Source organism: Variovorax sp. YR750 (assembly GCF_900109805.1).
GTDB lineage: Bacteria > Pseudomonadota > Gammaproteobacteria > Burkholderiales > Burkholderiaceae_C > Variovorax > Variovorax gossypii.
In genome coordinates, this window is sequence record NZ_FOBJ01000003.1 from 258305 (window position 1) to 281695 (window position 23391).

Consider the following 23391-nt stretch of genomic DNA (forward strand, 5'->3'; position numbering starts at 1 on the left):
CTAGCCTGAGGCTTACGCCGAATGTCTTCAGCCTCAGGAGTGCCTCCATGACCCAACGCCCGCGCCCCGGCGCCACCGCCGTCCAGCCCTTCGATGACCGCCGTACCAGCAACGCGATAGGCGCGATGGCCACGGCCTTCGTCGTCGGGGGCGTGGCTGCGTGGTTCACGATGGGCGCGGCACGCAGCGCCGCCCGCGCCCGCTTGAGCAGACCAGCCGGCCCGGCCGACGGCGCACCGCTGATGCGCGCGCCGCTGCAGGTGGTGGCACCGGTCGACCTGGAGCGCTATGCGGGTCTCTGGCACGAGCAGGCCCGCCTGCCGAACCGCTTCCAGAAACAGTGCGCCGGCCCCGTGACCGCCGAATACACGCTGCAGCCGGACGGCACCGTGCAGGTGCGCAACCGCTGCGTCAGGGAAGACGGGAATTTCGACGAAGCCGTCGGCACCGCACGTGTGGTGCCCGTGGCGGGCCAGCCCGGCGCGGGCCGGCTGGAGGTGCGATTCGCGCCGGCGTGGCTCGGCTGGCTGCCCATGGTCTGGGGCGACTACTGGATCCTGAAGCTCGACCGCGAATACCAGGTGTCGCTGGTCGGCACGCCCGACCGCGAGTACCTCTGGGTGCTGTCGCGCGCCCCGCGCCTGGAAGACGCGCTGCTGCAGGCCGAGCTGGACTACGCCCGCAGCCTGGGGTTCGACACGGGCAAGGTGACGCTGACCGGCAGGTAGCGCTGCAGCTGCGACGGCAGCATGGCCGGCGCGGTGCAGTGGATGGCCTGCCAGCCGAAGGCGCGCGCCGCTTCCACGTTGGCGGCGGAATCGTCGATGAACACGGTCTGCGCCGGGTCGAGGCCGTGGCGCATGGCCAGCACCTCGTAGATCTCCCGCTCGGGCTTGAGGAACTTCACGTCCCCCGAGAACACGCCGCCGTCGAAGCGCCGCATGAAGTCGTGCCGCCGCTCGATGGCCCGCGCGTACGGCGAAGGCATGTTCGAAAGGTAATACAGGCGCAGCGGCTGGCCGGCATCCCGGTGGGCCATGAGCTCACCGAGCATCTCGACCGTGACGCCGATGGGCTCCAGCCGCTCGCCCAGCCCGTCGAGCATGGCGTACAGCGGCTCGGGCGGCAGCGCCAGCCGGGCCGACATGCGGGCGATGGAGTCGGCCAGCGTGCGGGTGCCGCAGTCGAAGCTGGTCCAGTCGTCGTGATGGAAAAGCGCGCGGCCCATGGCGGCCGCGGCGGCCTCAGTGGGGGCGTGTTGGGCGAGATGGGCCTGTACCAGCCGCGTGGGCTCCCATGCGAACAGCACGGCGCCCAGATCGAAAACCACGTTCATGGCGCCATTGTTTCATGCGCCGGGCACCACGCTCACGCCATGGGCTCCCAGGGACAGGGTGGCCTGCGCGCCGGCCGCCAGCGGGCTGGACAGGTCGGTCGACACCACGAAGACCGGCCCCAGGGAGGTATCGAAGCCGTATTCGTAGAAGCTGCCGAGGTAGGCCGCCTTGCGCAGCGTGGCCGGCAGGCCGCCCGAGGCTCCGACTGCCCCGCCGGCACCGATCTGCCAGGCTTCGGGCCGCACCGCCACCTTCACCGTACCGGGCGCCACCGCATAGCGCGGCTGCAGGCGCAGCGGGCCTAGCGCCACGCTGCCGTCGACCTCGGCCACCGCCGGGAACACCATCGCCTCGCCCATGAAGCCGGCCACGAACTCGCTCTCGGGCCGGCCGTAGAGCTGCTCGGGCGTGCCGCGCTGGGCGATCACGCCGTGGTCCATCACGATGATCTGGTCGCTCACCGCCAGCGCCTCGCTCTGGTCGTGCGTGACATAGGCCACCGTGAGCTTCAGCCGCTGCTGCAGCGCGCGGATCTCCTCGCGCATCTCGCGGCGCAGCCGGGCGTCGAGGTTCGACAGCGGCTCGTCGAAGAGCAGCACCGCCGGCTCCAGCACCAGCGCACGCGCCAGCGCCACCCGTTGCTGCTGGCCGCCCGAGAGCTCGCTGGGCAGCCGCTCGTCGAAGCCGACCAGGCCCACGCCTCGCAGCGCCTCGCGCGCCCGCGCCGCGGCCTCGTCCTTCTTCACGCCGCTCATGCGCAGGCCGTAGGCCACGTTCTCGATCACGTTCATGTGCGGGAACAGCGCGTAGCTCTGGAACATCATGCTCACGTTGCGCTCGGCCGGCCCCAGCGTGGTGACGTCGCGCCCGCCCATGAAGATCGAGCCCGAGGTCGGCGACTCCAGCCCCGCGATCATGCGCAGCGTGGTCGTCTTGCCGCAGCCCGAGGGCCCGAGGATGGTGGTGAGCGTGCCCACCGGCACCTCGAAGCTGATGCCCTTGACGGCCAGCGGCGCGTTCTTGTCCGCGCCGTAGCGCTTGGTGACATTGCGGAATTCGATGCCGTTCATGTCAGCCCCTCCATCTTGTGATGTCCCTGGTGTTGTTGTGCGGACCCTCGCCGCCCCAGCTTGCGCTCCCCCACCACCCACTGCACCAGCGCGATGGCCAGCGACATCAGGATCATGAGCACCGTGCAGTAGGCCAGCGCGATGCCGTAGTCGCCGTTGCCCACGCGGCCGATGATGTAGGTGGTGGCGAGCTCGTTCTCGGCCGTGACCAGGAAGATCACCGCGCTCACCGTCGTCATGGCGCGCACGAAGCTGTAGACCAGCGCGGCCACCAGCGCCGGCTTCAAGAGCGGCAGCACCACCTTGAAGAGCGTCTGCGAGGTCGATGCGCGCAGCATCAGCGAGGCCTCGTCGAGCGAGCGGTCGAGCTGCTTGAAAGCCGCGGTGCCGGCGCGCACGCCCACCGGCAGGTTCCGGAACATGAAGCACAGCACGATGATGAGCCCCGTGCCCGTGAGCTCGAGGGGCGGCACGTTGAAGGCCAGGATGTAGCTCACGCCCAGCACGGTGCCCGGAATGGCGAAGGCCAGCAGCGCGCCGAACTCGAAGAGGCCCTGCCCCCTGAACTCGTTGCGCGCCAGCAGCCAGGCGATGAGCAGGCCCAGCGCCGCTGTGATGGGCGCCGAGATGCCCGCCAGCTTGAGCGTGGTGATCAGCGAGTTCCACGCCGTGCCGGCCCACACCAGCCCGAACTGGCCCCACTCCAGCGAGAACGCGGTCTTGAAGTGGTTCAGCGTGAAGGTGTAGTCGCGGCCCCAGGTCTGCACGAAGCCGCCCGCGAAGGCGAACAGGTAGACCACGGCGGTGAACGCGATCCACGGCATCGCGATGCAGTAAATGGTGCGACGCACCCCGTCGGGCAGCGCCATGGGGATGCCGGCGTCGCCCTTGCCGCTGACGGTCGTGTAGTTCTGCTTGCCGAGCAGCCCGCGCTGCAGCGCGAACACGCCGAGCGCGAAGAGCGTGAGCACCCAGGCCAGCGAGGCCGCGCGGCCCTGGTCGTACTGCGCGCCGACGATGGCGAAGAAGATGTCGGTCGACAGCACCGAGAACTGCCCGCCCACCACCACCGGATTGCCGAAGTCGGCGATGCTTTCGATGAAGCCCACCAGGAAGGCGTTGGCCAGCCCGGGCTTCAAGAGCGGCAGCGTGATGGTGAAGAAGGCCCGGCGGCGGTCGGCGCGCAGCATCTGCGCGGCCTCCTCCAGGCTGGGCGCAATGCCCTGCACCACGCCGCGCATGATCATGAAGGCAATGGGCGTGAAGGCGAAGAGCTGCGCCACCAGCACGCCCGGCATGCCGTAGAACCAGCGCGTGGGCTCGATGCCGAAGACGCTCTCCAGCACCTGGTTGACGATGCCGGCGCGGCCGAACAGCAGGATCAGCCCCAGCCCCACCACGAAGGGCGGCGTGATGATCGGCAGCAGCGCCAGCACCCGCAGCGCGCCCTGCCCGCGCTTGCTGCCGCGCTCGGCCATCAGCGCCATCAGCGTGCCGAGGAAGGTGGTTCCGGCGGCCGTGAGCAGCGCCAGCACCAGCGTGTTCCACGCCACGCCGCAGCGCACGCCGCCGGACAGGCAGCCCAGGCCCCAGATGCGCTCGGTGAACACGCGGGCGACGAAGGCGCCGATCGACCATTGGCCGTCTTCATTGAAGAACGCGCCCGACAGCGCCTTGCTCACCGGGTAGGCGATGAACAGCGCCATCAGCACGCCGCAGCCGACGACGGCCGCCGCAACGAACAGGTCGCCCTTGAAGAGCCCCAGCCGCGCGATGCCGAAGGCCGCCAGCAGCACCAGCGCCGTGAGCGCCACGAAGCCGCCCGCGCCGATGCCGAACTGGTTGACAGCCAGCTCGCCGAACTGCGTGTTGAGCGCGGCCACGCTCCAGCCGCGCGCGCCGATGGTGAAGCCGGTGGCGGCGAGCCCGAGGGCGCCGATCAGGCCGCCGGCGAGCAGCCAGCGCCCCTGCGCCCTGCCGGCCGGAAGCCACGCCCCCACGGCGCACAGCAGCAGCCCGGCGAGCCCCACGAAGAGCCAGCTGCGGCCCTGCGTCGCGGCCTGCATCAGGCCGTTGGCGCCCTCCGCCTGGCCGAACACCTGCGGAACGGCCTCGTACCAGGTCGAGTCCTGGATCGCATACCAGGGCAGCAGCAGGTAGGCCGCCAGGCCCAGCGCGACCCACGCCCAGACCCAGCGCTGCGAACGCCGGGCCGCCGCCAGCGACGCCGGGTTGACCGGCGCGCCTTCGATGGAACGCGCTTCCACTTATCGGGGCAGCGAATTGACGTCTTTTTCCCAGCGCGCGATCAGGCGACGGCGCTCGGCGCTGGCGCCGTACCTGGCGTAGTCGTAGTTGATGAACTTGATCTTCTTGAAGTCGGGAATCCGCGGGTCGAGCTTGGCGTTGACGTTGCTCGGCAGCTGGAACTGCTTGTTGGCGGCGCCCAGCTCCTGCGCCCCGGGCGTCAGGGCCCACTCGTAGAACTTCTTGGCGGCGTCGAGGTTGCGCGCGCCCTTGACGATGCTCATGGAGCCGATCTCGGCGCCGGTGCCGTCGCTCGGGGTGATGGTCTCGACCGGGAAGCCCTGCATCTTCTCGCCGGGGCCGTCGTGCACGAAGCTGATCGACACGGCCGTCTCGCCGCGCGCCACCGCCTTGATCGGGCCGGTGCCCGAGCGGGTGTACTGGCCCACGTTCTTGTGCAGCGCCTTGAGGTAGTCGAAGGCCTTGTCCTCGCCCATGAGCTGCACCAGCGTGGCGATCATGGTGTAGGCCGTGCCGCTGGAGGCCGGGTTGGCCACCTGGATGTCGCCCTTGTACTCGGGCTTGAGCAGGTCGGCCCAGGTCTTGGGCACGGGCAGCTTCTTCTTGGCCAGCAGCTCGGGGTTGTAGCCGAAGCCCAGCGGGCCCGAGTAGATGCCCACCGTCTTGTAGCCCGACTGCTTGGCCTGCTGCTGCGCCCAGGGATGCAGCTGCGACAGCGTGGGCGACTTGTATTCGAGCGTGAGGCCCTGCTCGGCCGCCTGCAGGTGCGGGTCGCCGGTGCCGCCGAACCAGACGTCGGTCTTGGGGTTGTCCTTTTCCGCGATCAGCTGGGCCAGCGCCTCGCCCGAGCCCTTGAGCGCCATGTTGATGCGCACGCCGGTGGTGCGGGCGTAGACGGTCGCGATCACGTTGCACCATTCGGCCTGGACCGAGCAGATCACGTTGACGGTCTGGGCCGAGGCCGCGGCCGACAGGCCCAGCAGTGCCGCTGCGGTAAGAATCTTGCTTTTTTTCATCTGGTCTCTCTTCCTCTGTACTGCTCTCGGCAATAAAAAAAGGCCTCGCGGCCATCGGCCAGCGTAGCTTTAGTACAGGCCCGGCGAATCCGTACAAGTACCATCGTGCCTGGGGCATGTCGCATCCGCGACCAAGGCGGCCCGGCTCGGCATTCAGACAAGGAAGGAAAGTTTTCTCATGAGCTTCGATCTCGTTCTGTTCGGCGGTACTGGCGATCTCGCGTGGCGCAAGCTGATGCCCGCGTTGTTCCAGGCATTCCGGCACGGCAGCCTTCCCCCCGAGGGCCGCATCGTCGGCGTAGCGCGGGACGACCTGTCGGACGACCAGTACCGGGAGCTGATCCAGTCGCGCTTCAGCGCGGTCGAAGGCGCCAAGCGCCCCTCGCCGGAGGAGTTCAAGAAGTTCGCCTCCATGCTGCACTACCTGCGCATGGACCTCTCCAAGCCCGACGACTACGCCCGCCTGGCCGGCCTGCTCAACCAGCGCGACGCCAAGACGGTCGTGATGTACGTGGCCACCGCCCCCGCGCTCTTCACCCAGGTGGTCGAGCAGATCGCCGCGGCCGGCCTCAACGGCCCGCGCACCCGCATCGTGCTCGAGAAGCCGCTGGGCCACGACCTGGCCTCCAACCGCGCCATCAACTCCGCCGTGGGCAAGGTGCTCGAGGAGAAGCAGGTCTTTCGCATCGACCACTACCTCGGCAAGCCCTCGGTGCAGAACCTGTTCGCCATGCGCTTCGGCAATGCGCTGTTCGAGCCCATCTGGCGCCGCGAGCACATCTCCAACATCCAGATCACCATCGCCGAAGACCTGGGCGTGGAAAAGCGCGGCGCCTTCTACGACCAGACCGGCGCGCTGCGCGACATGGTGCAGAACCACGCGCTGCAGCTGCTGTGCGCCGTGGCCATGGAGCCGCCCATCAACGCGCACGCCGACGCCATCCGCGACGAGAAGCTCAAGGTGCTGCGGGCGCTGAAGCCCTGGACGCCGGAGAGCCTGGGCCTGCACGCGGTGCGCGGCCAGTACACGGCCGGCACGGCCTACGGCGAACGGGTGCCGGGCTACCGCGACGAGGCGGGCGTGAACCCCGACAGCCGCACCGAGACCTTCGTGGCGCTGCGCACCGAGATCGCCAACTGGCGCTGGGCCGGCGTGCCCTTCTACATCCGCACCGGCAAGCGGCTGGCCTCGCGCGATGCGCGCATCGAGGTCAACTTCCGCCCCACGCCGCACGCCATCTACCGCGCGCCGGCCGGCAACGTCAACAAGCTGGTGATCAACCTGCAGCCCAAGGACGGACTGGAGCTGCACATGCTCGCGCAGGCCCAGGACAACCGCCAGCGCAACGGCCACCAGAGCTCGGCCGCGCAGCTGGCACCGGTTCAGCTCGACCTCGACTTCGACAAGCGCTTCGGCTCCGAGCGCGTGGGCGCCTACGAGCGCCTGCTGCTCGACGTGATCGACGGCCGCCTCAACCTGTTCGTGCGCAGCGACGAGCAGGAAGAAGCATGGCGCTGGGTCGAGCCGCTGATCGACAACTGGGAATCGGACGGCGGCCCGCGCCCCTATGCGGCGGGCACCTGGGGGCCGAGCGCCTCGAGCGCGATGATCGCGCGCGACGGCTTCTCCTGGGGCGAGGAGCAGTAACGCCCTCTCCCGCCTTCGGCGCGCTGCTCAGCCGAACTGCAGGCAGCGCATGCTGAGCGTGCCCGACTGGAATCCCTCGTAGACCGTCTTCGCGCGCTCGCTGCTGCCGGCGGCGCCGAGGGCGTAGAGGAAGGGGAAGTAGTGGTCGGGCGTCGCCACCGCGGTCGACGCGCCTTCCAGCTTCGCGTAGTCGACCAGCGCACGGTCGTCGCGGCCCGCCAGCGCCGACTTCACGGCATCGTCGAAGGATTGCGCCCACGGCCGGCTGGCGCTCGGGCCGTCCGGCGTTCCACGGTCGGTGGCGCGCAGGTTGTGCACCACGTTGCCGCTGCCCATCACCAGCACGCCCCTGTCGCGCAGTGCGGCCAGGTCCCGGCCCACCGCATAGTGGAAGGCGGCCGGCTTGTCGTAGTCGATGCTGAGCTGGAACACCGGGATGTCGGCCTTGGGGTAGAGGTGCTTCAGCACCGTCCACGTTCCGTGGTCCAGGCCCCATTGATCGGTGGCGATCACCGGCGCCTGCTTCACCACGCCGACGGTCTCGCGGGCCAGCGTCGGGTGGCCGGGCGCCGGGTATTCGATGTCGAACAGCGCCTGAGGAAAGCCGCCGAAGTCGTGGATCGTCTTCGGGCGCTCCTGGATGCCGACGCCGGTGGCGCCCCGGCTGAGCCAGTGCGCCGACACGCTGAGGATCGCCGACGGCCGGGGCAGCTCCTTGCCCCATGCCGCCAGCCGGCGCGTGAAGGCGTTGTCGGTGATGGCGTTCATCGGCGAGCCATGGCCGATGAAGATCACCGGCATGCGGCGAGTGGCGGCACCGGCGGCCTGCACGCTGCAAGCCAGGGAGGCAAGCACCACGGTCGCGCCCACGGCTGTTCCCATCAGGAAGCCGCGGCGGCCGAGTTCGGTCGTTGCGAGAGTCGTCGTCAATGGCATGGCGGGACTCTGCAACGGCTTCCGGCGCAAGGCAGTGCCTTTACGCACACTTTTCCGGAGATCGGGCAACGGCTCGGATCAGCGCACGCTAGATGCGCCCCTCCTCGACCGCGTGGCAGGCCACCTGCACGCCCTTGAGGCTCAGCAGCTTCGGCCGCTCGGAAGAGCAGCGCGCATTCGCGTGCGGGCAGCGCGGGTGAAAGGCGCAGCCCGTGGGCGGATTCAGCGGATTGGGCACCTCGCCCTGCACGGGCGTGCGCGAACGGCCCGTGTGCTTCATCTGCGGAATGGCGTCGAGCAGCATGCGGGTGTACGGATGCTGCGGTTCCGCGAACAGCTTCTGCTTGTCGGCCACCTCGACCAGCCGGCCCAGGTACATCACGCCGACCTGGTCGGCCACGTGGCGCACCACCGCGAGGTTGTGCGAGATGAAAAGGTAGGTCAGGCCCCGCTCGCGCTGCAGGTCCTTCATGATGTTGAGCACCTGCGCCTGCACGCTCACGTCGAGCGCCGAGGTGGGCTCGTCGCACACCAGGAACTCGGGCTGCGTGGTGAGCGCGCGCGCGATGGAGATGCGCTGGCGCTGGCCGCCCGAGAACTGGTGCGGGTACTTGCTCATGTCCAGCGGCGACAGGCCGACCGACTTGAGCAGCTCGCCCACGCGCTCGCGCAGCGCTGCCTTGTCGCTCAGGATGTCGTGCTCGCGCAGCGGCTCGCCGATGATGTCTTCGACGATCCAGCGCGGGTTGAGGCTCGCGTAGGGGTCCTGGAAGATCATCTGGATGCGGCGGCGCAGTTTGCGGCCCTCGGGGGTCTTGAACGCGGCGTGCGCGTCCTGCCCGTCGAAGGTCAGGCCGCCGCGCGTGGGCGCATACAGGCCCACCAGCAGCCGCGCCACCGTGCTCTTGCCGCAGCCCGATTCGCCCACCAGCGCCAGCGTCTTGCCGCGCTCGATGGAGAAGCTCACGCCGTCCACCGCGTGCAGCAGCACGCGCGGCTTGCGCTCGAGTACGCGGTTGAGCCAGGGCGGGGAAACGTCGAAGGTGCGCGCGAGGTCCTGGGCGACGACGAGCGGTTCGCTTGCCACGGCGTTCATCGCGTCACCTCCACAATGGGTTCGGCCGCCTCGGGCGTGGCGCGCTCGCCGGCCGCCAGCGCGTCGTGGTGCCTCGCGGCGATCTCGGCCTGGCCCGCGTGCGGGTCGGCCGCGTCGTGCAGCCAGCAGGCGGCGCGCGTGGCACCGGCATGCATGAGTTCGGGCCGCTCGACGAGGCAGCGCGCGAAGGTGCGCGGGCAGCGCGGGTTGTAGGCGCAGCCCGTCGGGATGGCGTTGAGCCGCGGCATCGCGCCATCGATCTGGTTGAGCCGCTCGCGGTCGCTGGTCATGTCGGGAATCGAGCCCATCAGGCCCGAGGTGTAGGGGTGCGCGGGCTGGTGGATCACTTCGTGCACCGGGCCGATCTCCGCGATGCGGCCGGCATACATCACGGCCACGCGGTCACAGGTTTCGGCGATCACGCCCATGTCGTGCGTGATCAGCATCACCGCCGCGCCGCGTTCCTTGCAGACCTGCTTGAGCAGCTGGATGATCTGCGCCTGGATCGACACGTCGAGCGCGGTGGTCGGCTCGTCGGCCACGATGAGCTTTGGCTCGGCCGCGAGCGCCAGCGCGATCACCACGCGCTGCCGCATGCCGCCGGAGAACTGGTGCGGAAAGTGGTCGATACGCTGCTCGGCGGCGGGAATGCCGGTGTCCTGCAGCAGGCCGATGGCCCGCTTGCGCGCCTCGGACTCGTTCACCGGCAGGTGGGAGCGGATGGTTTCGACCAGCTGCCGGCCCACGGTGTAGAGCGGGTTCAGCGAAGTCAGCGGGTCTTGAAAGATCGCGCCGATCTTGCGCCCGCGGATGGGCCGCATCGCCTCGAAGCCGAGGTTGTCGATACGCTGGCCCTCCAGCAGGATCTCTCCGCCGGCCACGCGGCCCGGCGGCTCGAGCAGGCCGATGATGGCCGCGCCCGTGAGCGACTTGCCGGCGCCCGATTCGCCCACCACGCCGAGGATTTCGCCCGGCGCGATGTCGAAGGAAATGCGGTCGAGCGCGCGCAGCGTGCCCCGGCGGTTCGGGAATTCGACGACGAGGTCTTTGACCTGGAGCAGCGTCATGGTGGCGTTCTCCTTATCTTTCTTCTGTCTCTTCAGCGCAGGCGCGGGTTGAGCGCGTCGCGCAGCCAGTCGCCGAGCAGGTTCACGCTGAGCGCGATGAGCACCAGCATCAGGCCCGGAAACACCGTGATCCACCATTCGCCCGAGAACAGGTACTGGTTGCCGATGCTGATGAGCGTGCCCAGCGAAGGCGAAGTGGGCGGCACGCCGACGCCGAGGAAGGACAGCGTGGCCTCGGTGATGATGGCCGTGGCCACCTGGATCGTGGCGAGCACGGTCACCGGCCCCAGCACGTTGGGCAGCACGTGGCGCAGCATGATGCGCAGCGGCGCCACGCCGGTGACGCGCGCGGCCTGCACATATTCCTTGTTGCGCTCCACCAGCGTGGAGCCGCGCACCGTGCGCGCGTACTGCACCCAGCCGGTCAGCGAGATGGAGATGATCAGCACGCCGAAGGCCAGCGATTCGTGCGCGCCGGGAAAGAGCGCCCGGCCGACGCCCGCGATGAGCAGCGCCACCAGGATGGGCGGAAACGACAGCATCACGTCGCACACGCGCATGAGGAAGGAATCGAGCCAGCCGCCGAAGAAGCCGGCCAGCAGCCCCAGCACCACGCCGACCACCACCGACAACACCACCGACACCAGGCCGACGATCAGCGAGATGCGCGCGCCGTAGATGACGGCTGACAGGATGTCGCGGCCCTGGTCGTCGGTGCCGAGCAGGTACTTGGAGGAGCCTTCAGCGCTCCATGCGGGCGGTAGCCGCGCGTCGCCGAGTTCCAGGGTGGCGAGGTCGAAGGGGTTGTGCGGAGAGACCCATCCTGCGAACACCGCGCAGAACACGCAGACCAGCGCGATCACCGCCGCGGCCATGGCCACGGGCGATGTGCGAAAGCTGTAGCCGACATCGCTGTCGAGCCAACGGGCGAGTGTTTTTTTCATCGCCGGGCCGCCCCAAGATGAAAAGCTGCCCCCTCGGGGGGCAGCGGACCTTGCGCAGCAAGGGGAGCGTGGGGGTTATTTTTCATCGTGAAGCAAAAGGAATGGGCCCGCAAGAAGCGGGCCCATGGTCAGGCCGCCCTGTTCAACCAGCAAGCGGCCGGCGGCATCAGGGCTTGATGCTCATCCACTTGAAGTACATGAAGTTGTCGGCCAGTTGCACCAGCTCGACCTTCTTGCTCACGCCCCAGGCCAGCGACTGCTGGTGCAGCGGCAGGTGGCCGATGTCGTCGGAGTGGAGCTTGAAAGCCTCCTTGATCATCTCGTTGCGCTTGGTCTTGTCGGTTTCCGACTGGATCTTCTTGGTCAGCTCGTCGAGCTTGGGGTTGCAGTAGGCGCCCAGGTTGAACTGGCCAGTGCCCTTGTCGTCGGGGCAGGAGGTGAGCGAGCTCAGCGCGTTGTGCGCGTCGTAGGTGGTCGGGGTCCAGCCCAGCATGTAGAAGCTGGTGTCGCGACGCAGCACCTTCGGGAAGTAGGTGCCCTTGGTCTCGGCCACGAGGTTGATCTTCACGCCGATCTTCGCGAGGTTGGAGGCCACGCTCTGGCAGATCTGGCCGTCGTTCACGTAGCGGTCGTTCGGGCAGTTGAGCGACACCTCGAAGCCGTTGGGGTAGCCGGCTTCGGTCAGCAGCTTCTTGGCGGCATCGACGTCGAAGGGCAGGCGCTTGTCCTGCTCGGCGCTCCAGCCGTTGATGCCGGGGCCGACCAGCAGGCCGGTGGGACGCGAGGCGCCGCGCATCACGGTGCGCTGGATGCCGGCGATGTCGATGGCCTGATAGAAGGCCTGGCGAACACGCTTGTCCTTGAACGGGTTCTTGCCCTTGATGTTCGAGTACTGCAGCTCGTCGCGCTTCTGGTCCATGCCCAGGAAGATGGTGCGCAGCTCGGGGCCGGTGATCACGCGGGCGTTGGGCGCGGCGTTGATGCGGGCGATGTCCTGCACCGGCACCGGTTCCATCACGTCGACTTCGCCGGAGACCAGCGCGGCCACGCGGGTGGCGGGGTTGGCGATGGGCGTGAAGACGATCTCCTGCGCGTTGCCTTCGATCTTGCCCCAGTAGGTGCCGTTGCGCGTGAACACGGTGCGCACGTTCGGCTGGCGCTCGCGCACGCGGAACGGACCGGTGCCGTTGGCCTTGAACGAGGCCGTGTTCTCGATGCCCTTGCGGCGGTCGACGGGCTTGGTGGCCTGGTTTTCCTCGCACCATTTCTTGCTCATGATCATGGTGAGCGAGATCACGTCGGGCAGGATGGGGAACGGACCGTTGGTCTCGATCTCGACGGCGAGGTCGCCGACCTTGCGCACGGCCTTGATGTCGCTGAGCGTGGCTCGCAAGTCGGAGCCGTCGCCCTGGGCGCGGGCGAAGCTGAACACCACGTCGTCGGCGGTGAACGGCGTGCCGTCGTGGAACACCACGCCCTTGCGCAGTTCGAAGCGCCACACGTTCGGCGAGGTCTGCTTCCAGCTGGTGGCCAGCAGGGGGGCAAGGCTCAGGTCCTTGTTGCGTCCCACGAGGGTTTCATAGACGTTGGCCGTGACGCTCAGCTGCAGCGACTCGTTGAGCGAGTGCGGGTCCAGCGATAGCGCGTCCCCCTGGTTCGCGATGCGGATGGTCTGCGCGCCGGCGACCATGCTGACGGCGCTCAAGGCGCACAAAACGGCGGCCGCGGCCACATTCTTCTTGAAACTCATGGGAACACTCCTCGGGTTGGAATCAAACAAATCACGTCACCGCGGTGGCGGCGGCTTTCCCTGGCTGCGCACCGCGGGTAGCGGCAAGCGGCATGCCCTGCTCGATCAGGCCGGCATGCAGCGCGGCGCCTAGCGGCAGGATCTCGTCATTGAAGTCGTAGCGGCTGTTGTGCAGGTACGCGCCCTCGCGCACGTCCTGGCCGATGCGCAGGTAGGCGCCGGCCTTCTTCTGCAGCATGAAAGAGAAGTCTTCGGCGCCCATGCTGGGCTCCATGCTGCGCTCGACGTTGCGCGCACCGACCAGCGACTCGGCCACGTCGGCCGCGAACATCGCCTCGGGCGCGGTGTTGATGGTGGCCGGATAGATGCGTTCGTACTTGATGCTGGCCGTGGCGCCAAAGCCCGAGGCGATGGCGGTGCACAGCTCGTTGAGCCGCTGCTCGACCTGCGCCTGTACGCGCGAGCTGAAGGTGCGCACGGTGCCGACCAGTGTTGCCTCTCCGGGCACCACGCTCATCGCGCCGAGGTCGCCCGCCTGCATCGCGCAGATGCTGATGACGGCCGCGTCGATCGGACGCACGTTGCGCGAGACGATGGTCTGGGCCGCGGTGATGATGTGCGCCGCGACGATCACCGGGTCGACGGTCTGGTAGGCGTGCGCGCCGTGGCCGCCCTTGCCCTTGATCTCGATGGTGATGCGGTCGGCCGCGGCCATCATCGCGCCGCGGTTGATGCCGACGGTGCCGGCCGGCATGGCGGGCCAGTTGTGCATCGCGTAGACGGCGTCGACCGGGAAGCGGTCGAACAGGCCGTCCTCGATCATCACGCGCGCGCCGGCGAAGCCTTCTTCGCCGGGCTGGAAGATGAGCACTGTCGTGCCGTCGAAGTCGCGCGTCTCGGCCAGGTAGCGCGCGGCGCCGACCAGCATGGCGGTGTGGCCGTCGTGACCGCAGCCGTGCATGAGGCCGTCGCAGGCGGAGCGCCAGCCGAAGTCGTTGTCCTCGCGCATGGGCAGCGCGTCCATGTCGGCGCGCAGGCCGATCATGCGGCCGCTGGCCGTCGAACGGCCGCGGATGACACCGACCACGCCGGTCTTGCCGATGCCTTCGTGGATCTCGTCGACGCCGCAGGCGCGCAGCGCCTCGCGCACGCGGCCGGAGGTGTAGACCTCCTCGAAGCCGAGCTCGGGGTGGGCGTGCAGGTCGCGGCGGAAGGCTGTGATCTCGGGATAGAAGTTCGCGATGTGCGCGAACGCGCGGCCGGAGGCCTTCAGTCGCGGAACCATGGGCGTGGCTGCCGCCATGTCAGTGCCCTCCCGCCTTGCCGACGCGCAGGCGCGGATCGACCACGAAATACAGCAGGTCGACCACGAGGTTGATCACCACGAAGATCAGGGCGATGAGGCAGAGGTAGGCGGCCATCACCGGGATGTCGGCGAAGGTCACGGCCTGGATGAAGAGCAGGCCCATGCCGGGCCACTGGAACACCGACTCGGTGATGATGGCGAAGGCAATCAGGCCGCCGAGCTGCAGGCCGGTGATGGTCATCACGGGCACCAGCGTGTTCTTGAGCGCATGGCCGAAGTGGATGGCACGGTTCGAGAGACCGCGTGCACGCGCGAACTTGATGTAGTCGGTGCGCAGCACCTCGAGCATCTCGGCGCGCACCAGCCGCATGATCAGCGTGAGCTGGAAGATCGCCAGCGTCACCGCCGGCAGCACGATGTGCTGCCAGCCGTCGGCGCTGAACAGGCCGCTGGTCCACCAGCCGATCTTCACCGTGTCGCCCCGGCCGAAGCTCGGGAACCAGCCCAGCGTGACGGCGAAGACGAGGATCAGCAGGATGCCGATCAGGAAGGTCGGCAGCGACACGCCAAGCAGCGACACGGTCATGAACACCTGGCTCATGAAGGTGCCGCGGCGCAGCGCGGTGTAGACGCCCATCGGAATACCGATGAAGAGCGCCAGCACTGCGGCGACCAGCGCGAGCTCGAGCGTGGCGGGGAAGCGCTCGCCGATCAGTCGCGACACCTTCGCGCCCTGGCGCAGGCTCAGGCCGAACTCGCCCTGCGCCGCGTTCACGAGAAAGTGCCAGAACTGCACGAAGAAGGGTTGGTCGAGCCCCAATGCGGCGCGCAGTTCGCGGATCTGCTCGGGCTTGGCATCCTGGCCAAGAAGGAACACGACGGGATCGCCGACGTATTGGAAAAGGAGGAAGGCGATGAACGCGACCGCGATCATCACGATCACGGCCTGGATCAGGCGGCGCAGTACAAAGGCAATCATTCAGCAAGCAAAGTGAACGGGCATGCTAGCAGTGCAAGGTGCGTGCCCGCACGGTGGTTCCCCGGGGGTGCGCATCGTGCTTTCCCGGGGGATACGGCTCGGGGCAGGACGAAAAAAAGCCACTCGACTTTCGTCGAGTGGCTTTCGAGCTTTTCACCAGAAGCTGGCTTGCGCCAGCGTCAGATTAGAAAGCGTGACGGATACCGAAGTCGTAGCCGGTGGAGCTCTTCGGGGTGAAGGCGCCAGCGGTGTTGTTGTAGAACGACGGGCCGCCAACGGTCAGGCCAGCACCGTTCTTGTTGCTGACGCGAGCGATCGTTGCGTACAGAGCCGTACGCTTCGACAGGTTGTGCACGTAGCCCAGGGCGATCTTGTTAGCCTTCGGATCGGCGTTGTTCACAGCGAACGGGTTGAACGGCTGGTTCGTGTCGTACTTGACGTGCGACCACGAAGCGCGGATCAGGCCAGCGCCGACCGGCACGGTCACGCCGAGCAGGTAGCCGGTCAGATCGATGTCGGGACGGCCGCCAGCCAGCGGGGTCACTTCGTAGTCGATCTTGTTCTTGGCCTTCGACAGTTCACCGAACAGCTTCACGGGACCGAAGTCATACGAAGCGCCCAGGTTCAGGGTGTTGACCTTGGTGGTCGTGCCAGCGTAGTAGTTGTCGCCAACCGTGCTGCTGCCGTAAGCCAGTGCAACGTCCAGAGGACCGTTTGCGTAGCCGAAGCGGCCACCGATGTAACGGCCTTGGCGCTGGCTGTTAGCAACGTCAGGCGTGTAGATGCCCGAGCTGTACTTGGTCTTCTCGGCGAAGGCGTACTGAACCTGGCCATAGAAACCACCGAGGTTCGGCGGCAGGAAGTAGCCGATCGAGTTGCTGGCGCGAACGTAGTTGCTGGTGCCGACGTTGGTGAACGCGCCGGTCGAAGCTGCGGGGGTGCCGAAATTACCGAACGGGGTGTTGGCCGTCGAGATCAGGTTGGTACCAACGCCGTTGGTACCGAACGGATCGAACACGGTGTCGTTCCAGAACGTCGGGGTGTAATCACGGCCCAGACGGATTTCACCGAAACCGCCCGACAGGCTCACGGTCGAACGACGAGCGAACGTCGCGATACCTTGCTGGCCGTCGTCATTGGAGATCGGAGCTTCGAGCCAGAAGCTGGCTGCCAGGCCACCACCCAGGTCTTCCGTACCACGGAAGCCCAGACGGCTCGAGTTGTAACCCGAGTTAGCCAGCCCACGGCTGCTGGTCTTGACCGAACCTTGGTTCAGGTAGACGGGAATGCCGAAGGCGTTGGGGAAAACGGTCGCGCGGTTGTCGCGCGCGGTGTTCGAGTAGCCGCTGATCGACGCGTCGACCACACCAAACAGCGTGACGGACGACTGAGCCGAGGCAACACCGGCAACAGCCAGGGCAGCCAGAGCAACTAGAGATTTTTTCATTGCAAGTTTCTCCAAGGTTAAACATAGGGCTCCGGTGCGAAGGGCTCACCGTGACTGGCACTTTTGTGCTCCCACCGGACCCCGGGCCAACCTCCTTTTGGGAAGTTGATGCTATTGCACCAGAGCCGCTGCGGCAGGGCAAAACAAATCGCCCGAAATCTTGGATGGCCCTCGCGTTTCGTTGCACGCCTGCAACAAAGGACTTATGCCCCGCAAAACACCACAATGTGAAAAATCATGGGCTGCGGCGAGGCATTTCGCGTGTGCGTTCAAATAGCCCCATGACGCTCATGATCGACTCAGTTCTGACCGCGGCGGACTCGGCGTTGCGCACGCTTTTTGCCCGTCCCCATGCAACCCGGGCGACTCCTGCCCCCTCCCAGGCAACGGGCGAGTTGAGCGAGGCAGATCGCCGGGAAGCCGGGGCGCTGATGCGAGTGAATCATGTCGGCGAGGTCTGCGCCCAGGCGCTTTACACGGCCCAGGCGGCCGTGGCACGCGATCCGGCACTGCGCGCTCACTTCATGGAGGCGGCACACGAAGAAACAGATCACCTCGCATGGACCCGGCAGCGACTGGATGAGTTGGGCGCCCGCCCGTCGATCCTGAATCCACTCTGGTATGCAGGCGCTTTCGGCCTCGGCCTGGTCGCGGGCCGTCTCGGGGATCCGCTGAGCCTGGGGTTCGTCGCGGAAACCGAGCGCCAGGTGGAGGCCCATCTGGACAGCCATCTCGACCGCCTCCCACCCGGGGACAGTTCATCCAGGGCGGTTGTGGAGCAGATGAAGCTCGACGAAGCCCGCCACGCATCCCAGGCCGTCGACGCCGGCGCGGCGGAACTCCCGGCGCCGGCCAAGGCACTGATGCGAGTGGCGTCCCGCGTGATGACCACGCTGGCGCACCGCATCTAGACCGCCCGGCTCAGGTTTCGATCAGGTCGAAACTGGTGGTGATCTCGGCCGTCTTCGCCAGCATGATGCTGGCGGAGCAGTAGGTTTCGTGGCTCAAGGCAATCGCGCGTTCCACGGCCGAAGTCGGAATCCCCTTGCCCGCCACGGTGAAATGCATGTGGATCTTCGTGAAGACCTTGGGGTCTTTTTCGGCGCGCTCGCTGGTCAGCTTGACGCTGCAGCGCTCGACGCGATGCCGCCCGCGCTTCAGGATGAGCACGACGTCATAGGCGGTGCACCCCCCGGTACCAGCCAGGACTGTCTCCATCGGCCTTGCCGCAAGATTCTGGCCGCCGTTCTCGGGTTTCGCGGCGTCAGGGGCGCCATCCATCATCAGGACGTGGCCGCTACCGGTCTCGGCAACAAAGCCCATGGCCGATCGCGTGCCTGCGTCTCCGGTCCAACTTACTGTGCATTCCATGGTTTTTCGGGCTTCCAGGTGTGGGATGCAGGGCAAAATGCACGCCAGCATCCATTTATGTGTGGGAAAAGCATCACTCGCTTGTTGCAACGCAACAAACAGCCGATATACTTTATTTCATTGCGCAAACGTATGCGCACCCAGTTGTCTCCTCCACCCTTCCAATTGGTGGATTTAGCCCCGAGCTGCAAAGCTCGGGGCTTTTTTCTGCCCGGACCACTCCGACCGCCCCGGAAACCACTCTAGTTTCCGCACCGGAAGGGCAGTTGCTCTGGCTGCCCTGGCTGTTGCCGGTGTTGCCTCGGCTCAGTCGTCCGTCACGCTGTTTGGTGTGGTCGACGCGTCGATCAGCGGTTACTCGTCCAGCTCGCGCGACCTGAAGCCTACCGTCCTGCGCAACAGCTTCGGCGCTCCCACCTATACGAACCAGGGCAGCGTAAAGGTTCGCCGCACCGCGCTGGCCAACTCCGGCTACAACTCCAGCCGCCTGGGCTTCCGCGGCACGGAAGACCTGGGTGGCGGTCTGGCAGCCAGCTTCTGGCTCGAAGCCCCCATCACCAACGACGACGGCGCCACCGGCGTTGCCAGCTTCGTACGTCGTTCCACCGTGAGCCTGTCGGGTGGCTTCGGCGAAATCCGACTGGGCCGCGACTACACCCCGACGTTCTGGAACGACACCGTGTTCGACCCGTTCGGCACCAACGGCGTCGGCGCCAACCTGATCAACACGGCCAACGGCTTCAATGCCGACACCTACGGAGCCAAGGACACCGGCGGCTTCGGCGGTAACCAGAACTATGCCCGCGCCAGCAACTCGATCGGCTACTTCCTGCCATCCAACCTCGGCGGCTTCTATGGTCAGGTGATGTACGCGTTCCACGAGAACGACAAGTACAGCAATGGCGGCTTCACCCCCAAGGACAGCGCAACTTCGAAGAGCCGCGCGGGCCGCTACATCGGTGGGCGCTTCGGCTATGCGAACGGCCCTCTGGACGTGGCTGTGTCTTACGGCAACAGCACGGTTGCCGATCAGTACTACGCAGGCACCACCGACTCGGTAAAGACCTTCAACCTGGGCGCTTCGTACGACTTCGGTCCTGTGAAGCTGTTCGGCGAACTGTCGCGCGCCAAGAACTCGCGCGACTACGAGGTCACGCCCGTCACCGGAGCTCGCCCTGACGTGGACCTGAATGGCTACCTGCTCGGCGTCACCGTACCCGTCGGCGCAGGGCTCATTCGTGCTTCCTACTCGGCCGTCAAGTACGACTACAACCGACCCGCCGTCCTCTTCACGCCGCGAGCAGCGGATCCGAGAGCCAACAAGCTGGCCCTGGGCTACGTGCACAACCTGTCCAAGCGCACGGCCCTCTACGCAACGATCGCTCGCGTCAGCAACAAGAACGGTGCAGCGCTGACGGTAGGCGGCCCGGGTTTCTACAAGGCCTCGGAAGGCGTGTTCACGCCGAAGACCTCGACGGGCTACGACTTCGGCATTCGCCACGCCTTCTGATCGTCGTGCCTTTCACGCTTTCTGTTTGACCCCGATGCTGGCTCTCGCCAGTTCGACGCGGCAACAAAGCCTCAAGTCGCCCGGCCAATGCCGGGCGGCTTTTTTCTCTTTCTGCCCTTCAGCTCGCCCGGCTGCGCCGGCTCTGCAGCAACCCCACATTCATTTCTCCGCTCAACACCGATGCGTAGAAACGCTCGACCATGTTGACGCTCGTGCGCGCATTGCGTGCCAAGGTCAACATGTCGATACCTTGCCCGTACAAAAGCCGCAGCGTGATCGCGGTATGGCGCAGGCAGTACAGCGTCCTCGATTGACCCAGTGGTCCCTTTTCGAGCCCTGCCTTCTCGAGCACCCAGTGAAAGAAGAAGTTGAGCACCGCGAGCGCGTGTTCGCGGTTCTTCAACTGCGGCATGAAGACATAGTCTTCCGCTCCACCGTATCCGTGCTCTTCACGATAGGCGAGCAGACATTCATAGACCCGTACAGCTGGGCACAGGCTCACGATGGGCTGACTGTGTCTCTTGGTCTCTGGCAGGTTCATCCGCAGATAGACATGCTTGCCGCGCACGACCTCGATGTGTTTGTGCTTCATGAACTTGATGTCGCTCGGACGCACGAAAGTGTTGACCATCCATCGGACAAGCCAGGGCAGTTCGTCCGGCATCACGAGCAGCTCGCGCGCAATCCAGAAACGCTCGCCCGCTCCGAGTTGATCGAGCACCGGATGCGAGTGTCCGCGCAAGCTGCGCGCGGTCCTGATGATAGAGCGGTACTCCGCAACGCTGAAGCTGCCGCGCGGCTGGCTACGTACCTTGACCTTCGGAAACGCAGGCGCATCGCGAAGCACACCGATGTGCACGCCATGCATCACGACCTTGCGCAACAGCACCAGGTACTGGGCAATCGTCGTGCTCGTGAAGCCCTGCTCGCCGAGGTGATCAATCAAGCGTTGCGCATCGGCCGTTGCAAACGACTGCGCCGGCACATCGCCCAGCAACGGAACGATGTGCGCGCGCAATCTGTTGCCCATCACCTGCCATGTGGCACGCCCAATTTCCTTTCGCTGAACGCGCGCGGCCTCCGCTTGCATCAGCCTCTTCGAAAGGTCCCTGACAGAAATTGATAACAGATTCTGCTCATTTGTAATTTGATCGGCGGTCGGATGAATCGCGGGATAGCTGCGTCCAAAAAATCCCGAATCATTTGCAGCTGGGGCTTTGTTGAAGAGGTTTATGACATTTGTGTCCATGTCATATCTCGCATGCAATCTCGATGCCTCTTATCATCGGCAGTTAGCAAATGAAAACTCCCTTGGAAAAAATCGTGCAAAACGCACCTCTTAAAACAGCGCTGACGCCCGCCGACTATCTCAGAAAAATACTTAACGCCCGGGTCTACGACGTTGCTGTCGAGTCCGCACTCGAGAAGGCACGCGCCCTTAGCGAACGGCTCGGCAGCACCGTTCTATTGAAGCGCGAAGACCAGCAACCGGTCTTCAGCTTCAAGCTTCGCGGTGCCTATAACAAGATGGCGCATTTGAGTCCCGCGCAATTGGCGAGCGGCGTGATTTGCGCGTCTGCAGGCAATCACGCGCAAGGCGTTGCATTGGGCGCACGCAAGCTGGGTACGCGCGCCGTGATCGTGATGCCGGTGACAACACCCAAACTGAAAATCGATGCGGTGCGTGGTTTCGGCGGAGAAATCGTGCTGCATGGCGACAGCTATTCGGATGCCTATCTGCACGCGCTCGAATTGCAGACGAAGCAGAACCTGACCTTCGTTCATCCTTTCGACGATCCCGATGTCATCGCTGGCCAAGGCACCATCGCCATGGAAATCCTTCGACAGCATCAAGGCCCGCTCGACGCGGTGTTCGTCGCGATCGGCGGAGGCGGCCTGATCTCCGGCGTCGCCAACTACATCAAGGCCGTGCGCCCCGAGGTCAAGGTGATCGGCGTGCAGATGAACGACTCCGACGCGATGATGCAATCGGTCGCGGCGCATCAGCGCGTGAACCTCCCCGACGTCGGCCTGTTCTCGGACGGCACTGCAGTCAAGCTCGTCGGCGAGGAAACCTTCCGCATCGCGAGCGACCTGGTCGACGACTACATCGCCGTCGACACCGACGCCGTTTGCGCCGCCATCAAGGACATCTTCGTGGACACGCGCAGCATCGTCGAACCCGCCGGTGCGCTGGCGGTTGCTGCCATCAAGGAATACGTCGCCCAGCACGGCCGTCATGGCGAGACCTACGCGGCGATCCTGTGCGGCGCGAACATGAACTTCGACCGGCTGCGTTTTGTCGCCGAACGCGCCGAGGTCGGCGAGGAGCGCGAGGCGCTGTTCGCCGTCACCATCCCTGAAGAGCGCGGCAGCTTCCGCCGCTTCTGCGAACTGATCGGCGAGATGCCCGCGAGCGATTCGGAAGCTCCAGGCACCGGCGGCGGCGCACTGCGCAACGTGACCGAGTTCAACTACCGCATCAGCGATGCGGCGAAGGCCCATGTGTTCGTCGGCCTCACGACCTCGACGCGCGGCGAATCGGCCGTCATAGCGCGGACTTTCAACGAGCACGGGTTCGATGCGCTCGACCTCACGCACGATGAACTCGCGAAGGAGCATCTGCGCCACCTCGTGGGCGGCCGCACCGGCCTCGCGCACGACGAACGCCTGCTGCGCTTCGTGTTCCCCGAGCGGCCGGGCGCGCTGCTCAAGTTCCTGAGCCTGATGCAGCCGAGCTGGAACATCAGCCTGTTCCACTACCGCAACCAGGGCGCCGACTACGGCCGCATCCTCGTCGGCCTGCAGGTACCGGCCGCCGAATCCGCCGAGTTCGACGCCTTCCTCAAGACGCTGGGCTATCCCTACGTGGAGGAGACCGCCAACCCGGCGTACCGGCTCTTCCTGCAGGCCTGAAAAAGCAGAAGCCGGCGCAAGGCCGGCTTCCATCCTTCATCGGGAGACTGCTGCCTACTGGGCGACAGCTTGTTGCGGCGGAGGCTCCGTCGCCGTCGATTGCTGCAACAGGCTACCGGACTGCGGTGGCTGCATCTGCTGCGGAGGCATTTGCGGCGGAGCAGCCACGGCCGGCATCGTCGCCGGCAAGGGCCCGGCCGGAGCGGTCATCGGCATCGCCGGGCTCGAAACGCTGATCGGCGCGCGCACCGGCAGCTGCAGCGTGAAAGCCGCCGGCCCGTCGACCTGCATGCCGATCGTCGCGGAGCGCAGGCCCACCGACTGCAGCACATAGCTCTCGCCGATCGTCGAGCCGACACGGAAAGGCCGCGGCGGCTTGCCATCGATGGAAATCAGTGCGGCACCCTGCTTCGAAGGGTCCGCCACCACGCCCGACAGCGCGAAGCGGCTGGCCGCCTCCGGGGCGACGGGTGCCGTGCGGGAGGCGGGCAGCACGCCCAGCAGCCGCGCCACCGAGTCCGAGTCCGCCGCCACCGAAGGCCGGGGCATCGTCGCAGCCGCCGCGACCACGTCGGTCGGCGAGGCCAGGCGAAGCGCCCAGAACACCGCGGCACCGGCCGCCAGCGCCCAAAGCCCCGTCGTTGCAAGTGGGGCATGCCAGCGGGCTGCGGAGTAAGGACTTGTCATGGCCGCGGATTATCATGCAGCGCGCCTTCCGAATCATGTCCGC

General features: G+C 66.5%; 20 protein-coding genes. 5 read left to right on the plus strand and 15 right to left on the minus strand.

Translation table 11 applies throughout. The features are described 5' to 3' along the window. Positions 1-47: 47 nt before the first annotated feature. Positions 48-728, plus strand: coding sequence for a lipocalin family protein (locus BMY35_RS07725; protein WP_093196580.1), 681 nt, complete (start codon positions 48-50; stop codon positions 726-728). Here the strand turns inward: BMY35_RS07725 and BMY35_RS07730 are convergent. From BMY35_RS07730 to BMY35_RS07745, 4 genes are read right to left on the minus strand one after another with little or no spacing between them, the layout of a single operon-like run. Further along, positions 674-1336, minus strand: coding sequence for an HAD family hydrolase (locus tag BMY35_RS07730; protein ID WP_093196582.1), 663 nt, complete (start codon positions 1334-1336; stop codon positions 674-676). The two genes, BMY35_RS07725 and BMY35_RS07730, sit on opposite strands and share 55 nt — an antisense overlap. A gap of 12 nt (positions 1337-1348) precedes the next feature. Beyond that, positions 1349-2407 (minus strand): ABC transporter ATP-binding protein, encoded by a 1059-nt coding sequence (locus tag BMY35_RS07735; protein WP_093196600.1) that lies wholly within the window; start codon positions 2405-2407, stop codon positions 1349-1351. Beyond that, positions 2404-4674, minus strand: a complete 2271-nt coding sequence (locus tag BMY35_RS07740; protein ID WP_093196602.1) for an ABC transporter permease — start codon at positions 4672-4674, stop codon at positions 2404-2406. The genes BMY35_RS07735 and BMY35_RS07740 overlap by 4 nt, the downstream gene beginning before the upstream one ends. Then, entirely contained in the window at positions 4675-5691 is a 1017-nt protein-coding gene (locus BMY35_RS07745) for an ABC transporter substrate-binding protein (RefSeq protein ID WP_093196604.1), read from the minus strand. Positions 5692-5869: 178 nt separating this feature from the next. Here BMY35_RS07745 and zwf point away from each other — a divergent pair, with 178 nt between their 5' ends. Then, positions 5870-7339 carry a glucose-6-phosphate dehydrogenase gene (gene zwf / locus BMY35_RS07750; protein WP_093196606.1) on the plus strand — a complete coding sequence of 490 codons (1470 nt, stop codon included), beginning with the start codon at positions 5870-5872 and terminating at the stop codon, positions 7337-7339. Positions 7340-7366: 27 nt separating this feature from the next. Here the strand turns inward: zwf and ygiD are convergent, their stop codons facing one another. From ygiD to BMY35_RS07790, 8 genes are all read right to left on the minus strand, one after another. Then, a complete protein-coding gene (ygiD, locus tag BMY35_RS07755) occupies positions 7367-8275 on the minus strand; it encodes a 4,5-DOPA-extradiol-dioxygenase (protein ID WP_093196608.1) in 909 nt (302 codons plus the stop codon). Between the two features lie 88 nt (positions 8276-8363). Continuing rightward, a complete protein-coding gene (locus tag BMY35_RS07760) occupies positions 8364-9371 on the minus strand; it encodes an ABC transporter ATP-binding protein (protein WP_093196610.1) in 1008 nt (335 codons plus the stop codon). Then, positions 9368-10438, minus strand: coding sequence for an ABC transporter ATP-binding protein (locus BMY35_RS07765; RefSeq protein ID WP_093196612.1), 1071 nt, complete (start codon positions 10436-10438; stop codon positions 9368-9370). Before BMY35_RS07765 ends, BMY35_RS07760 begins: the two co-directional genes overlap by 4 nt. A gap of 32 nt (positions 10439-10470) precedes the next feature. Further along, positions 10471-11382 (minus strand): ABC transporter permease, encoded by a 912-nt coding sequence (locus tag BMY35_RS07770; RefSeq protein WP_093196614.1) that lies wholly within the window; start codon positions 11380-11382, stop codon positions 10471-10473. Positions 11383-11548: 166 nt separating this feature from the next. Next, entirely contained in the window at positions 11549-13132 is a 1584-nt protein-coding gene (locus BMY35_RS07775) for an ABC transporter substrate-binding protein (RefSeq protein ID WP_093196616.1), read from the minus strand. 31 nt (positions 13133-13163) lie between these two features. Then, on the minus strand, positions 13164-14435 hold the full coding sequence (locus BMY35_RS07780) for a M20 aminoacylase family protein (RefSeq protein WP_093196618.1): 1272 nt from the start codon (positions 14433-14435) through the stop codon (positions 13164-13166). A gap of 1 nt (position 14436) precedes the next feature. Further along, positions 14437-15417, minus strand: coding sequence for an ABC transporter permease (locus BMY35_RS07785; RefSeq protein WP_093196620.1), 981 nt, complete (start codon positions 15415-15417; stop codon positions 14437-14439). Positions 15418-15601: 184 nt separating this feature from the next. Then, the gene (locus BMY35_RS07790) at positions 15602-16864 is read right to left on the minus strand and encodes a porin (RefSeq protein ID WP_093196622.1); all 1263 of its coding nucleotides are present in this window, start codon (positions 16862-16864) and stop codon (positions 15602-15604) included. Positions 16865-17145: 281 nt separating this feature from the next. On the opposite strand from BMY35_RS07790, the gene coq7 reads away from it, so the two are divergent. Next, positions 17146-17775, plus strand: a complete 630-nt coding sequence (coq7, locus tag BMY35_RS07795) for a 2-polyprenyl-3-methyl-6-methoxy-1,4-benzoquinone monooxygenase (RefSeq protein ID WP_093196624.1) — start codon at positions 17146-17148, stop codon at positions 17773-17775. Between the two features lie 10 nt (positions 17776-17785). On the opposite strand, the gene BMY35_RS07800 is transcribed toward coq7, so the two are convergent. Next, positions 17786-18235 carry an OsmC family protein gene (locus BMY35_RS07800; RefSeq protein ID WP_093196626.1) on the minus strand — a complete coding sequence of 150 codons (450 nt, stop codon included), beginning with the start codon at positions 18233-18235 and terminating at the stop codon, positions 17786-17788. A gap of 271 nt (positions 18236-18506) precedes the next feature. Here BMY35_RS07800 and BMY35_RS07805 point away from each other — a divergent pair, with 271 nt between their 5' ends. Then, positions 18507-19745: a porin gene (locus BMY35_RS07805; RefSeq protein WP_093196628.1), complete on the plus strand. Its 1239-nt coding sequence runs from the start codon at positions 18507-18509 to the stop codon at positions 19743-19745. A 118-nt stretch (positions 19746-19863) separates the two neighbouring features. Here BMY35_RS07805 and BMY35_RS07810 read toward each other — a convergent pair whose 3' ends face one another. Beyond that, the gene (locus BMY35_RS07810; protein WP_093196630.1) at positions 19864-20994 is read right to left on the minus strand and encodes a hypothetical protein; all 1131 of its coding nucleotides are present in this window, start codon (positions 20992-20994) and stop codon (positions 19864-19866) included. Positions 20995-21044: 50 nt separating this feature from the next. On the opposite strand from BMY35_RS07810, the gene ilvA reads away from it, so the two are divergent. Beyond that, positions 21045-22661, plus strand: coding sequence for a threonine ammonia-lyase, biosynthetic (gene ilvA / locus BMY35_RS07815; protein WP_093196632.1), 1617 nt, complete (start codon positions 21045-21047; stop codon positions 22659-22661). Between the two features lie 54 nt (positions 22662-22715). On the opposite strand, the gene BMY35_RS07820 is transcribed toward ilvA, so the two are convergent. Beyond that, a complete protein-coding gene (locus BMY35_RS07820; protein ID WP_093196634.1) occupies positions 22716-23348 on the minus strand; it encodes a hypothetical protein in 633 nt (210 codons plus the stop codon). Positions 23349-23391 lie beyond the last annotated feature (43 nt).